This window comes from Thalassospira sp. CA1 (assembly GCF_059052855.1).
Genome location: NZ_JBZCIA010000013.1, coordinates 105,628 through 118,838 on the forward strand (window position 1 = coordinate 105,628; position 13,211 = coordinate 118,838).

Sequence of the window (13,211 nt, forward strand, 5' to 3'; positions counted from 1 at the left end):
ATAATGCTTTCCGGAGGCACTCAAATGATTTCGCTTAAAGACCCCAGTCTTTTCACCCAGCAGGCCTATGTCGGCGGGGAATGGGTCGACGCCCCAGACGGGAAAACAGCCGAGGTAACCAACCCCGCAACCGGTGAAGTGCTTGGCACCGTGCCGGTCCTTGGCCGTGATGAAGTTGCGCATGCCATTGATGTCGCCGAAAAGGCGCAGAAGCTTTGGAAAAAGCGCACCGCCAAGGAACGCGCGGGCATCCTGATGAAATGGTACGACCTGATGATGGAAAATCAGGACGACCTTGCCGCCCTGATGACGGCAGAGCAAGGCAAACCATTGACCGAGGCCAAGGGCGAGATCGCCTATGGCTCATCCTTCCTGCAGTGGTTTGCCGAAGAAGCCAAACGCGTCTATGGCGATGTGATCCCGACCTTTGCCGAAGGTCGCCGTGTAATGGTTCTGAAAGAACCGATTGGTGTGTGTGCCGCCATCACGCCGTGGAACTTCCCGACCGCGATGATCACCCGTAAAGCCGCCCCGGCCTTGGCTGTTGGCTGTGCGATGGTGGTCAAACCGGCGATGGAAACACCGTATTCCGCCCTTGCCATGGCAATTCTGGCCGAACGTGCCGGTCTGCCCAAGGGGCTGTTGTCGATCGTGACCGGTGATGCGCCGGTGATCGGTGCGGAAATGACCGAAAACGCCAAGGTCCGCAAACTGACCTTTACCGGTTCGACCGCGATTGGTCGTCTCCTGATGCGCCAGTGTTCCGATACCGTCAAAAAGGTCAGCCTGGAGCTTGGCGGCAATGCACCGTTCATCGTCTGTGAAGATGCCGATATCGATGCCGCGGTCGAAGGCGCGATTGCGTCCAAATACCGTAACGCCGGCCAGACCTGTGTCTGTGCCAACCGTCTGTTCGTCCATGATGCAATCTATGACGAATTCGCCGAGAAATACGCAGCCAAGGTTGCGAAAATGACCGTCGGGAACGGTGCGGACGAAGGCGTTGTGATCGGCCCGCTGATCACGGAAAAGGCCGTCGAAAAGGTCGAAAGCCAGATTGCCGATGCGGTTGCCAAGGGTGGCCGTATCCTGACAGGTGGCAAGCGTCACGAAAAGGGTGGCTCGTTCTTCCAGCCGACCGTGATTGCCGATGCCACCCGCGAAATGACCGTCTTCCGCGAGGAAACCTTTGGCCCGATGGCACCGCTGATCCGGTTCAAAACTGATGATGAAGTGCTTGAGATGGCCAATGATTCCGAGTTCGGTTTGGCATCCTACTTCTATTCGCGGGACATCAACCGGATCTGGAAACTGGCCGAAGGCCTCGAAAGCGGTATTGTCGGGGTTAATACCGGCATCATCTCGACCGAGGTGGCACCGTTTGGTGGCGTCAAACAATCCGGTGTCGGCCGTGAAGGATCGAAATACGGTGTCGAGGACTACCTCGAAGTCAAATATGTCTGCATGGGCGGAGTTGACGAATAACGCTTATCCCCCAGTCGGCATACCAGAAGTCATAAAAGAAAAAGGGCGCTGCAATTCGCAGCGCCCTTTTGCATTGAAAGCCACAAGGCCCGCACTCAGACATCAAAGATGTTTTTCTTGCGTGCGCCAGAGGCTTCATCCCGTTCGTCCTGCTTGCCGGTAATTGACTGCGAAGAGCCGCTTGGCAGTTCGGACTGCAATTCGGTAAACACATCAAACATGTTCGGGTTAAACGCGATCCTTGCCTGCAGACGGTCACGGCGCTCATCGGCGGTTTCGTCCCCGTCGGCTGATTTGCCAAGTTCGGCCTCGGCCATACTGTTGCCGTTCAGGCGCTGCTCGATGGCATCGGCAATGACCTTTTCGATGGCCTGGCGATCATCGGCATCCATTTCGGCCAGTTTCTCTTCATCAAGGCCCATGCTTTGCAGGATCTTCGCACGCAATTCTTCGATCTTGCGTTCCTCGATTTCCTTCACATAGGTCGTGAAACCATGTTCGCGGATATAGGCCAGCTCGGCATTTTCTTCCTTCTTCTTTTCGGGAAGCGGGGCGGTGTTCGATGAAATGGTCTGGCGGAAACTGGCCGCACTTTTGGCGCTTTGTGCGGTGTTGGTGACAGCAGCCAACGTTTCATACAATCCCATCAGAAACCTCCATGGGGAAAAAGATGCCGGTTGAAATTCATTCTCCTGTTTTCCCTGCAAACCCTGTGCCGTGCTAAGCGGGCACGTTTTTACCGCCTGTTTGATCAACAGAAGCGGCTTGAAAATTCCTTTGCAAATCAGGGGTATGAACGCATTGCGCAGAAAAATTTTCGAAAACGAATTGTTTTTTGCCGCGATTTTTTTCTAAATAGAGCGATAAAACCAATGGCGCCGTCATTAGGGCGGGCCGCAACGCATCAATGTATGCAGGGTCGGATGGCAGGAAACCTGCCGACTCGGGAGGAAAACAAACATGTCAGAAACGCGCTATATCCTTGCCATTGATCAGGGAACGACAAGCTCACGCGCCATTGTCTTTGATGAAAACGGCCGCTCCGTTTCCGTCGCCCAGCAGGAATTCCCGCAACATTTCCCCAATAGTGGCTGGGTCGAACATGATCCGGAAGACCTGTGGAGCACCGTGGTTGCCGTCTGCAAGGAGGCATTGGCGCGGGTTGATATTGCCAAGGTCGCCGCAATCGGCATCACCAATCAGCGTGAAACCACCGTTGTCTGGGATCGCAAGACCGGCAAGGCGATCTATAACGCGATTGTCTGGCAGGACCGCCGCACAGCGGCACTATGCCATGAGCTTAAAAAGCGCGATCCCAAGCTTGAAGGGGCGGTCAATGCCAAGTCCGGCCTTTTGATTGATCCCTATTTCTCGGCAACCAAGGTTGCGTGGATCCTTGATCACGTGTCGGGTGCGCGTGCGCGCGCTGATCAGGGCGATCTGGCCTTTGGCACAGTCGACAGTTTCCTTTTATGGCGTCTGACCGGTGGCAAGTCGCATGCAACCGATGCGACCAATGCGGCCCGCACCAACCTTTTCAACATCCGCGAAAACGCCTGGGACGACGAGCTTTGCAAAATCTTCCGCGTTCCGCGCAACATGCTGCCCGATGTCAAGGACTGTGCGGCTGATTTCGGGGTGACAGATGCCGATCTTTTCGGCGCGGAAATCCCGGTTCTCGGCATGGCGGGCGATCAGCAGGCGGCGGCATTCGGTCAGTGCTGTTTTGAACCGGGCGATATCAAAAGTACCTATGGCACGGGCTGCTTTGTTATCCTGAATACCGGCGATGAGGCGGTGACCTCCCAGCACCGGCTTCTGACCACGGTTGGCTATCGCATCAATGGAAAAACAAGTTACGCCATCGAAGGTGCCATCTTTGTTGCCGGGGCGGCGGTTCAATGGCTGCGCGACGGGCTTGGTATCATCAAGTCGGCGGCCGAAACCGAAGGGCTGGCGAAATCGCTTGATGACAATCATGGTGTTTACCTTGTCCCGGCCTTTACCGGGCTTGGCGCACCTTATTGGGACCCGGATGCCCGCGGGGCGATTTTCGGACTGACACGTGATACCGGCCCGCGCGAGTTCGTGCGTGCAGCCCTTGAAAGCGTTTGTTATCAGACATTTGATCTGTTCGAAGCGATGGCAGCCGATGGTGTGTCGCCCAAGGCGGTTCGGGTTGATGGCGGCATGGTTGCCAATGACTGGATGTGTCAGATGCTTTCAGACGTTTTGGGCATTTCGGTCGAGCGCCCCGAAGTCACCGAAACGACGGCACTGGGGGCGGCCTACCTTGCCGGATTGCAGGCCGGTATTTACCGCGATCTCGATCATATTTCCGAGAAATGGCACCTTGATGCCAGCTTCGAACCAGATATCGAACCGGGCCGCCGTCAGGGATTGCTCAATGGCTGGAAAGATGCGGTCAAGCGCGTGCAAACAGTGCCAAGTGACTGATACGCATGGCTGCCTTGCCAATGGAATTGCCGGGCAGGGCTGGTAACACTGCAAAATGATTTGTACTATCAAAGGACAGCGTCAATGATGCTGTCCTTTCTTTGTGCGTGATCGACGTGGTTTACCCGATCTGTTGCGCTGCTCTGGGCTTTGGTGCTCATTCTCGCTTTTGGGGGAAACATGCTTGATCTGATCGTCGGAAAAGTTGGACCGGTCTTTTTGACGATCCTGTGCGGTTTTCTTCTTACGCACATCAAGATCATCAAGCGTGAAGGCATTCCGTTTCTGGCCAAGCTTGCCATGAATGCCTTTATCCCGGCGATGCTGTTTCAGACCCTGTCACAATCCGACATCAGTGCGCATTTCGACCTGCGGCTTTGGGGAAGTTATTATTCCGGCGTGCTGTTGAACTTCGCGCTGGTGTTTATAATCGCCAAGCTTTGGCTGAGTGCCAAAACCGATGAAGCGGCCGTCACCGCGATGGGCGGTGTCTTTTCCAACATCGTTCTTCTCGGTATTCCTCTGGTGCAGGCGGTTTACGGCGAAGAAGGTTTGGTGCCGCTTTTAATCGTGCTGTCGATCCATCCGGTGACCCTGATGGGCATGACAATTCTGATTGTTGAGGGCAGCCGCGGTGGCGACGGTCATTGGTTGTCCAATGTATTTCGCAGCATCGTGCGTGTGGCCAGAAATCCGATCATTGCGGCGATTGTGCTTGGCGTTCTGGCGTCGCTTTTTGAAATCCGCATGCCCGAAATGGTCGATGGCACGCTGGAACGGTTCCGTACGGCGGGTCCGACGATTGCACTTTTGCTGGTCGGGGCCGGGCTTTACGGGCAGTCGGTGCGTGGTAACCTCAGTGCCAGCTTGCTGTGTACTACGGCCAAGATGTTTGTCCAGCCGCTTCTGGTGTTCTCGGTCGGCCATTTCATTTTCGATCTGCCGCCGCTTTGGCTGATGATCGTTACACTGGTGGCTGCACTGCCAAGCGGGGCCAATGTCGCGATTGTCGCGGGCAGCTATAATGTCTGCATTGATCGTTCATCCACGACGATCTTGCTGACCACCATCATCAGCATGCTGACCTTGCCGCTTCTGATCCTCTATGCCGGATTGCTCTAATTTGGCGTTTGGGCGGTGGTCGTGTTGGCAGCCATCAGGATACGCGCCATCAGATTGATCTCGTCTTCGATGCTTGGCATCAGTGCAGGGCGCTTGCCACTTAAAACGGCGCGTGTAAACGCCTCTATCGCAGCCGCCTGACCCTTGTCCTGCCCAAGCCAGTTGCGCAGAACGATCCGGCCATTAACCCGAAGCTTTTTCCAGTCAAACAGGCTGGCCGAGAAATTCGGCGCCGTCACTTCAAGCACTTCCTTGGGTTCGCCCCGACTGCCGTGCAAGTAACTGACCTCGCCAACTGATCCATCGGCAAAGCGCAGCTGCCAGATGCTGTCGCCCGCCGAGCGATCAATCCAGTGACAGTTGAGCTCAATCAGTTCGCTATCGACCAGGCTTACAATCAGATCGATAAAATGACTGATCTCGCCAATTGTGCGGCCACCCTGATCCGAATGGTGAAGCCAGTGATCGGTCGGAAGCGGCGTGATGCGAACCCGGTAGTGAAATTGTTTTACGCCAGTTGGCAACGCTTCACGCAGTTTCGCAGCCATCGGCGCATAACGCCGATTATGCCCGACCATGAAGATGTGTCGTGGTGTGCGATCAGTGGTCTCTCGCAGCAAATCCAGCCCCGCGCGATCAATCGCGATGGGTTTTTCCAGCCAGACATTTTTGCCGGCAAGAATGGATGCGGCGGCCAGTTCAGCGTGACTGTCATGGCGCGTGGTGATGATAACGCTGTTGATACTTTGATCCTCAAGCAGCTCATCCGCCCCGCCATACATGCGCAGCCCGTCAATCTTCCCTGAGAGTGCAACTGCCGCCAACCCGCGTTGAGAGCAGCAGGCCGTGATTTCGACCTTCGGGTGCTTTTGCAACAGGGGCAACAAACTACCCCCCAGATAGTTGCCCGCCCCGATCAGTCCGACCCGCACATGATCATGGGCCGGCTTGGATGTCCGCACCGACGGGGAAAGGGGCTCGAATGGGGCGGTTTCTGCATTTCTATATCGCACCAGTGCCGCCAATTGTTTCGGATCAGGCCCCTTGGCGAAGTGATCTGCGATGTCCGCAAAATCAATCTCGGACGTGATTAGTGGCGTCGGATCTAGGCGCACATCTGCCATCAAATCAAGGCCGGCCTGCATGTTGCGCTTGATGGTCCAGCGCACGTGACCAAGCGGATAATCTTCACCACGCTCCTCATAATTCGGATCATAACGCCCCGGCCCATAGGACCGGACCTGCCGAATGGTGATTTCCTTTTCATAAAGCGCCTTGCGCTTGCCATTCGGCGTCACATCGCCAACGCATATGATTGTCCCCCGGTCACGACAAAGGCGGGCAGCGTCGTCGATCAATTGATGGTTGCCTGTGCCCGGCGCACAGATATAGACGCTGTCAAATCTGCTTTGTGGCGCATCGCTTGCCTTGGTGAAACCGGCTGCGCGGTTTTCGCGGGTTGCAATCTTGCGGCGCGCAAGATCAGGCTCAATCACGGTCACCAACGCCCCCGCGACGTGTGCCGTCTCACTGACAAGCTGACCAATCAAACCCGCCCCGATAACAGCAACCTGATCTCCAATCGATGTCTCTCCCTGCCGAAGCGCGTGCAGGGCCAAGGCATACAATGTCGCAAACACAGCCTTGCGGTCGGGCACCGCATCCGGAACCGGGCAAGCAAGGTTAACCGAAACCTGATTCCACTCGGCATGATTGGCCTGCCCCATCCCCGCAATCGCTACACGTTGGCCGGCTTTGAGGTCCGTAACATTCTCGCCCGTGGTTTCGATCCGACCCACGGCGCAATAGCCCATTGGCATCGGTCGTCCCAGACGGTTTTTCACACGCGCACGCGTTCTCCCAAAGCCTTCCGATTTCAGATGTTTCAATGTCAGCGCGACCAGATCTGGCCGCTGCCACGCCTTTTGCAACAAGGATGTGTGCGTCTGGTCGGCTTGGGTGAATTCCGTTCCGGGACTGATGACAGAGTAGGCCGTTTTGACGAGAACAGCATTTTTGCCCGGTGCCGGGATCGGGCAATCGGTCAGCGCAAGTTTGCGTTCACCGGGAAAACGCAGCAGGGCCTTCATCTCTGTCATCATCGCCCTCAAGTTTAATAGGTTGAAAACTACGGAAATGATTAAACCATATGTCGTGCCAGCTGGTCGATCCGTTCTTGCAATGATGATTGAGGTGCAATCTGTCTCCTCCTGACGCGCGTATGTCCGATGGAGTACTTTCGCCAAACGGGACCATCCCTCCTATTCTGTGGGTTTTGCCGACAAAACAATTTCAACAAAAATCCCATTGCATCGTGATTTTTAGCTTTGTATACAATATACATGAATTGAATGCGGTCGCCGTTGATCGGGGCTGTGATGCTTAAAGGCGCCGGTATGTTGCCGTGCTGCCATATCAGGAGGTTTCTTTCCATGCAGGTAAACTGGACTGGCGTTTTCCCCGCCGTTGCCACCCAGATGAACGAAGACGGTTCGATCGATTTCGATATGACCGCCAAACAGATCGAAGACCTGATCACGGCCGGTGTTGATGGCCTCGTTATGTTGGGTTCGGTCGGTGAAAACACCGCCCTTGAGCCGGACGAAAAAATCGCCGTTCTGAAGCTGGCTGTCGAAGTCACCAAGGGCCGTATCCCGGTCCTGTCTGGTGTCGCCGAAAATTCGACCCGTGCCGCCATCCGCTATGTGCAGGAATGCGAAAAACTCGGTGCTGATGGCCTGATGCTTTTGCCGGGCATGGTCTATACCGCCGACCCGCGCGAGAATATCGAACACTTCCGCACGGTGGCGGGCGCGACCAAGCTGCCGATCATGATCTATAACAACCCGGGTGCCTATCGCATCGACATCAAGCCCGAAGAGTTCAACCAGCTTGCCGATGTCAAAAACCTTGTCGCGATCAAGGAAAGCTCAGGCGATCCGCGTCGTATTACCGACATCTATAATGCCTGCGGCGATCGTTTTGTTCTGTTCTGCGGCATGGATGACCTTGTCATGGAAACGCAGGTTCTGGGTGCCGTTGGCTGGATTTCCGGTTTCACCGATGCCTTCCCGAAGGAATCGGTTGCGCTTTGGAAGCTGCTGTCGGAAGGCAAATACACCGAAGCGCTTGAAATCTATCGCTGGTTCACCCCGGTTCTGCACATGGATGTCCATGCCAAGCTGGTTCAGTACATCAAACTTGCCCAGGAAATGACCGGCGTTGGCAAACCGCACGTTCGTGCACCGCGTCTGCCGCTGGTTGGTGAAGAGCTTGAAACCATCAAGGCCACCATCCAGAAAGCCATCGATACCCGCCCGTCGCTCTGATCGGCAGTCCTTTGCAATCAGGATGCGTACCCGCAAAACCGTGATTGCATTGAGACGGTATTTGATGAAACAGTGAGCTCCTCCGCCTATCTCGCGGGGGAGCTTCCTGCTATCTGTTTGCTGCTCAGAAGCACCAAAATACGCATCGTCAAAATTCGAGAGGCCCAGAAATGACATCAACCAAAACCGCCACGCCGTCCGATACCGCCGCCGGTCAAAAGGTCGTTGTGATTGGTGCGGGTATTGTCGGGGCCAATGTCGGGTTGGCGCTTCTGGACAAGGGCTATGACGTCACCATTGTTGATCGTGGCGAACCGGGCATGGGCGCATCCTTTGGCAATGCTGGCGGCATTGCGGTTTCCGAATGCGCGCCGGTTGCGATGCCGGGCGTGCTTAAAAACGTGCCCGGTTGGTTGATGGACCCGTTGGGCCCGCTTTCGGTGCGCTGGGGCTATTTGCCAAAAATGATGCCCTGGTTGTTGATGTTTCTGGCATCCAGCAGAAAGCAACGGGTCGAACAGATCGCAACCAACATGGCGACCTTGCTCAACCGCGCATGGGATGATTACGAGCCGGTCCTTAAGGAAGCTGGCCTTGCGGATGCGGTTTTCAAAAAACATGGTGCGATGGCGGTGTATCGCAGCAATGCGTCTCGTCAGGCAGCCGAATATGCCATTGATCTGCGTCGGCGTAACGGTATCAAGCTGCGCGATCTGACCCGTGATGAAGTGCGCGATATCGAGCCCGATCTGGCGCCGATCTTTGCCTGCGGCGTGATGGAAGAAGACTGGGGTCATGTCCTTGATCCGTTCAAAATCACTACCGGCATTTTCAAGCATTTCATCGATCGCGGTGGCAAGTTCCAGACCGCCGATGTCACCAATTTTGTCTTCCGCGACGGCAAACCGCGTGCTGCCACCACAGATGCCGGCGACATGATCACGTTTGATCATGTGGTTGTCGCCTGTGGTGCCTGGTCAAAGACGCTGGCCAAACGGCTGGGCTCGCCGGTTCCGCTTGATACCGAACGTGGCTATAACACCACCGTGCCTTATCACGATGCCAAACTGTCGCGCATGATTGTCTGTGTCGATGACAGCTTTGTGCTAAGCCCGCTTGAAATGGGCATTCGCGTTGGTGGGGCTGTCGAACTGGGTGGCCTTCTGGCAGCACCAAATTACGAACGTGCCAAGGCGCTGTTTGCCAAGGGCAAGGAAGTCCTGCCAAAACTCAATGCCGAGGGCGGCACGGAATGGATGGGCTTCCGTCCCTCCATGCCCGATTCAACCCCGGTCATTTCCAAAAGCCCGCATCATGCCAATGCCTATTTTGCATTCGGGCATGGGCATCTTGGCTTAACGCTTGGGGCAACGACCGGGCGTCTGGTTGCCGATCTGATGGCAACGGGCAAAACGCCGGTCGACATGACCCCGTATCGCATTAATCGTTTCTCTCGTTTCTATAGCATCTAGGGCCCCATCCATGGCGAAAAGCAGTTTCTTTTGTGTCGACGGTCATACCTGTGGCAACCCGGTGCGCCTGGTTGCCGGCGGTGGTCCCAAGCTTGACGGTGCGACCATGCTTGAAAAGCGTGCGCATTTTCTTCGTGAGTATGACTGGATCCGTACCGGGCTGATGTTTGAGCCGCGCGGTCATGATGTGATGTCGGGATCGATCCTCTATGACCCGACCTCGGATGACTATGACGTCGCCGTGCTGTTTATCGAAACGTCGGGCTGCCTGCCGATGTGCGGCCATGGCACGATTGGCACCGTCACCATGGCAATCGAGGAAGGCTTGGTAAAACCCAAAACCCCCGGCCGCCTGCGCCTTGAAACACCGGCGGGCCTCGTCATTGCCGAGTATAATCAGGTTGGCGATTATGTTGAATCGGTCAAGCTCACCAACGTGCCGTCGTTCCTGTATAAAACCGATATCGAAGTCGATTGCCCCGATATCGGTCCGATCAAGGTCGATGTTGCCTATGGTGGTAATTTCTATGCAATTGTCGAACCGCAGAAAAACTATCGCGACATGGCCGATTTTTCGGCCGGTGACCTGCAACGCATCAGCCCGGAACTCCGCCGTCGCCTGAACGAACAGAACGAATTCGTGCATCCGCTCTATCCCGATATCAAGGGCCTGTCGCACATCCAGTGGACCGGTAAGCCGACCCAACCCGACAGCACGCATCGCAATGCGGTGTTTTATGGTGACAAGGGTATTGATCGCTCGCCGTGTGGCACCGGTTCCTCGGCACGGCTGGCGCAACTGGTTGCCAAGGGGCTGTGGGATCCCGAACATGAATTGGTCCATGAAAGCATTATCGGATCACAGTTCCGGGTATCGGTGGTCGAGAAAACCAAGGTCGGCGAATTTGATGCCGTCGTGCCGGGGATTGAAGGCTGGGCGCGCAAGCATGGCTACAACACCATCTTCATTGATGACCGCGATCCCTATGCCCATGGCTTCATTGTCAAATAGGCAAAGTGCTGTCGATCACATCGTTATATCGAAAGGGGGGCTTCATGCCCCCTTTGTCGTATATCGGCGAAGTTTGGCTGCTAATACAGTAGGCAATTGTATTGCGACTTGTTTGACCCAACGCTATGAATAGCAAAACTGACAGATTCTGTCGGATGGAATTTTGCCCGATTGATCAGCATGCCATGTCGCGTCGGGGTAACACCATAAAAGAGCTGAAATGACCGCATCACCGCGATTTACCCGCCGTACCATCACCGATCAGGTGACCGAAGATCTTCGTGCACGTATTCTGACCGGCGATTTCCCTGCCGGCTATCAATTGCGACAGGATGCCATCGCGGGTGAATATAATGTCTCGCGCATTCCGGTCCGTGAAGCCCTGCAGCGCCTTGATGCCGAAGGCCTCGTCTCGTTCCAGCCGCACAAGGGCGCGATTGTCTCGCAGCTCTCGCTTGACGAGATCGAGGAACTGTTTGAAGTCCGCAAGCTGCTTGAATGTGATCTTCTGCGTCATGCCGTCCCGCGTCTGACCCCGGCGGACCTGAAATCGGTCGAAGATATCCTGATGGTCTATGACGAGGCGTTCCGATCCGGCGATGTTTCCAAGTGGGGGGAGCTTAACCGCGAATTCCACGATCGGCTTTATCGCGCATCAAACCGTCCCAAGACGCTCGAGATTGTCCGCATGATCGGTAACAACACCGTGCGCTTTACCCAGGCGCAGCTGGCCCTTTCCGGCGCAACCGACCGGGCCGAGCGCGAACACCATCAGATATTTGACGCCTGCAAGGCCGGGAATGTCGAAGAGGCTGTCGAGCTTCTCGCCAATCACATTCAAAGCTCGGCCGACAGCCTGATGGACTGCCTGCGCAAGGCGCGGGAATAGGCGAACCAAGTCCGACCAAGTCCGAAACGTAAAAAGGGATGCCGATGGCATCCCTTTTCTGTTTCTGTCTTGTTGAACTCAGCCAACAATAAAGCCGCGCCCGATCTCATCATCTTCTTCAAGCCAGAAACTGGCCTTGCCACTGTAATGCGCCTTGCCCGTGACCGAGGCGATAATGGCCTGATGCGGGCCACAGCTGGTTGTGGCTTCGACCGATCCTTCAAAGCGCGATCCGATCACGCTTTCAAATATCCGGACCTGTTCCGGTGCAATCAGTCCCTTGGCGTGCTGAATGGCAAGGCGGGCACTGACCCCGGATCCGGTCGGGCTGCGGTCGACCTGATTTTTGGCAAACACACATATATTACGTGTTGCGGATGCCTCAAACGCATCGCGCCCGTCGGTCAGGATCGCACCATATAAAAAGGCCAGATCATCATGATCGGGATGGGCCAGTGTGACGCTGTTATTCACCGCTTGGCAAATCGCCTCCGCCAGCTGTGTCAGTTGGCGGGCATTTTCTGGCGTGATGGCAATATCAAATTGCCCTGCATCCAGAATGGCATAAAACGCGCCGCCATATCCGATATCGGTTTTAAAAGCTGTTCTGTCGGCAAGGCTTAAGGAAACATCACTGGCAAACATAAACGATGGCACCGATGAAAACCGCACCTTGCCGGTTTTGCCGTCATGCACCTCGACCTCGGCACGCACCAGACCACAGGGGCATTCAATATTGACTGTGGTGATCGGTTCGACCGCTTTGACCAGACCATAATCAATCGCATAGCGACCAAGCGCCAGAATCGCATGGCCGCACATGGTCGAATAGCCTTCATTATGAATGAACAGAACCGCAAGGTCGGCATCGGGCAGGCTGGGTTCAACCAGGATCGCGCCATACATGTCATAATGGCCGCGCGGCTCGAACATTAAAAAGCGCCGCAGATGATCAAGATGCTCTTTGGCATAGCGGCGCTTGGCCAGAATGTCCGCGCCGGGAATATCGGGGTAACCGGACGTAATGATTCGCAGCGGCTCACCCCCGGTATGCATGTCGATCACCTCAATCGGGGCTGATTGATGGGGGTAAGAGCGCATGATTTCCGAATCACTTTGCGATCTCGGGGATGTTTTATCGTCTTGCATGGGCGTTGATCCGGATTATTTGCCGCTTTTGGCGCGGGTGATTCTGTGGCGGGTAAAAACTTGCGCGAACATCTTATCGGCATTATCGCGCGGAGCAATCGAAGCGAACCCCGATTTTCGGGTTTTGGGCCCCTTGCAGGTCATAAAAGTGAAACCTATATATGGTTTCGCGCAAAAATTTTGCGTAACGACATTTCTGTCATTTTTTTGCAAAAAGGTGTTTGACAGTTTTGGGAGTGGGGCCTATAACCCGCCTCCACCGACGGGGTGCGGCGCCAACGAGACGGCGACGCGGA

At 55.4% G+C, this 13,211-nt stretch carries 11 protein-coding genes; 8 read left to right on the forward strand and 3 right to left on the reverse strand.

Annotation, left to right across the window (positions count from 1 at the left end):
- Nucleotides 1–24 precede the first annotated feature (24 nt).
- On the forward strand, nt 25–1,485 hold the full coding sequence (locus AC5Q5A_RS18470) for an NAD-dependent succinate-semialdehyde dehydrogenase (protein WP_008890100.1): 1,461 nt from the start codon (nt 25–27) through the stop codon (nt 1,483–1,485).
- Between the two features lie 95 nt (nt 1,486–1,580).
- On the opposite strand, the gene AC5Q5A_RS18475 is transcribed toward AC5Q5A_RS18470, so the two are convergent.
- Nucleotides 1,581–2,132 (reverse strand): hypothetical protein, encoded by a 552-nt coding sequence (locus AC5Q5A_RS18475; protein ID WP_493896178.1) that lies wholly within the window; start codon nt 2,130–2,132, stop codon nt 1,581–1,583.
- A gap of 313 nt (nt 2,133–2,445) precedes the next feature.
- On the opposite strand from AC5Q5A_RS18475, the gene glpK reads away from it, so the two are divergent.
- Both glpK and AC5Q5A_RS18485 read left to right on the forward strand, forming a co-directional pair.
- On the forward strand, nt 2,446–3,942 hold the full coding sequence (gene glpK, locus AC5Q5A_RS18480) for a glycerol kinase GlpK (protein ID WP_493896179.1): 1,497 nt from the start codon (nt 2,446–2,448) through the stop codon (nt 3,940–3,942).
- A gap of 180 nt (nt 3,943–4,122) precedes the next feature.
- Nucleotides 4,123–5,064 carry an AEC family transporter gene (locus tag AC5Q5A_RS18485; protein WP_063087976.1) on the forward strand — a complete coding sequence of 314 codons (942 nt, stop codon included), beginning with the start codon at nt 4,123–4,125 and terminating at the stop codon, nt 5,062–5,064.
- Here AC5Q5A_RS18485 and AC5Q5A_RS18490 read toward each other — a convergent pair.
- Nucleotides 5,061–7,163, reverse strand: a complete 2,103-nt coding sequence (locus tag AC5Q5A_RS18490) for a bi-domain-containing oxidoreductase (protein WP_493896180.1) — start codon at nt 7,161–7,163, stop codon at nt 5,061–5,063. The two genes, AC5Q5A_RS18485 and AC5Q5A_RS18490, sit on opposite strands and share 4 nt — an antisense overlap.
- A 333-nt stretch (nt 7,164–7,496) precedes the next feature.
- Between AC5Q5A_RS18490 and AC5Q5A_RS18495 the strand changes: the two genes are divergently transcribed.
- From AC5Q5A_RS18495 to AC5Q5A_RS18510, 4 genes are all read left to right on the forward strand, one after another.
- Nucleotides 7,497–8,393, forward strand: a complete 897-nt coding sequence (locus tag AC5Q5A_RS18495; RefSeq protein WP_008890095.1) for a dihydrodipicolinate synthase family protein — start codon at nt 7,497–7,499, stop codon at nt 8,391–8,393.
- A gap of 170 nt (nt 8,394–8,563) precedes the next feature.
- Nucleotides 8,564–9,865 (forward strand): NAD(P)/FAD-dependent oxidoreductase, encoded by a 1,302-nt coding sequence (locus AC5Q5A_RS18500; protein ID WP_493896181.1) that lies wholly within the window; start codon nt 8,564–8,566, stop codon nt 9,863–9,865.
- A gap of 10 nt (nt 9,866–9,875) precedes the next feature.
- Entirely contained in the window at nt 9,876–10,877 is a 1,002-nt protein-coding gene (locus AC5Q5A_RS18505; protein ID WP_493896182.1) for a 4-hydroxyproline epimerase, read from the forward strand.
- 220 nt (nt 10,878–11,097) lie between these two features.
- Nucleotides 11,098–11,766: a GntR family transcriptional regulator gene (locus AC5Q5A_RS18510; RefSeq protein ID WP_008890092.1), complete on the forward strand. Its 669-nt coding sequence runs from the start codon at nt 11,098–11,100 to the stop codon at nt 11,764–11,766.
- Between the two features lie 78 nt (nt 11,767–11,844).
- On the opposite strand, the gene AC5Q5A_RS18515 is transcribed toward AC5Q5A_RS18510, so the two are convergent.
- Nucleotides 11,845–12,867, reverse strand: coding sequence for a proline racemase family protein (locus AC5Q5A_RS18515; RefSeq protein ID WP_493896183.1), 1,023 nt, complete (start codon nt 12,865–12,867; stop codon nt 11,845–11,847).
- On the opposite strand from AC5Q5A_RS18515, the gene AC5Q5A_RS18520 reads away from it, so the two are divergent.
- A partial coding sequence (locus tag AC5Q5A_RS18520) for a hypothetical protein (RefSeq protein ID WP_493896184.1) occupies nt 12,866–13,211 on the forward strand: 346 nt, incomplete at its 3' end. The two genes, AC5Q5A_RS18515 and AC5Q5A_RS18520, sit on opposite strands and share 2 nt — an antisense overlap.

What these genes read in the sequence shown, in the direction of transcription:
- AC5Q5A_RS18510 (WP_008890092.1), top strand. Translation starts at nt 11,098, where the DNA reads ATGACCGCATCACCGCGATTTACCCGCCGTACCATCACCGATCAGGTG.
- AC5Q5A_RS18505 (WP_493896182.1), top strand. Translation starts at nt 9,876, where the DNA reads ATGGCGAAAAGCAGTTTCTTTTGTGTCGACGGTCATACCTGTGGCAAC.
- AC5Q5A_RS18490 (WP_493896180.1), bottom strand. Translation starts at nt 7,163, where the DNA reads ATGACAGAGATGAAGGCCCTGCTGCGTTTTCCCGGTGAACGCAAACTT.
- glpK (WP_493896179.1), top strand. Translation starts at nt 2,446, where the DNA reads ATGTCAGAAACGCGCTATATCCTTGCCATTGATCAGGGAACGACAAGC.
- AC5Q5A_RS18470 (WP_008890100.1), top strand. Translation starts at nt 25, where the DNA reads ATGATTTCGCTTAAAGACCCCAGTCTTTTCACCCAGCAGGCCTATGTC.
- AC5Q5A_RS18475 (WP_493896178.1), bottom strand. Translation starts at nt 2,132, where the DNA reads ATGGGATTGTATGAAACGTTGGCTGCTGTCACCAACACCGCACAAAGC.
- AC5Q5A_RS18515 (WP_493896183.1), bottom strand. Translation starts at nt 12,867, where the DNA reads ATGCGCTCTTACCCCCATCAATCAGCCCCGATTGAGGTGATCGACATG.
- AC5Q5A_RS18485 (WP_063087976.1), top strand. Translation starts at nt 4,123, where the DNA reads ATGCTTGATCTGATCGTCGGAAAAGTTGGACCGGTCTTTTTGACGATC.
- AC5Q5A_RS18500 (WP_493896181.1), top strand. Translation starts at nt 8,564, where the DNA reads ATGACATCAACCAAAACCGCCACGCCGTCCGATACCGCCGCCGGTCAA.
- AC5Q5A_RS18495 (WP_008890095.1), top strand. Translation starts at nt 7,497, where the DNA reads ATGCAGGTAAACTGGACTGGCGTTTTCCCCGCCGTTGCCACCCAGATG.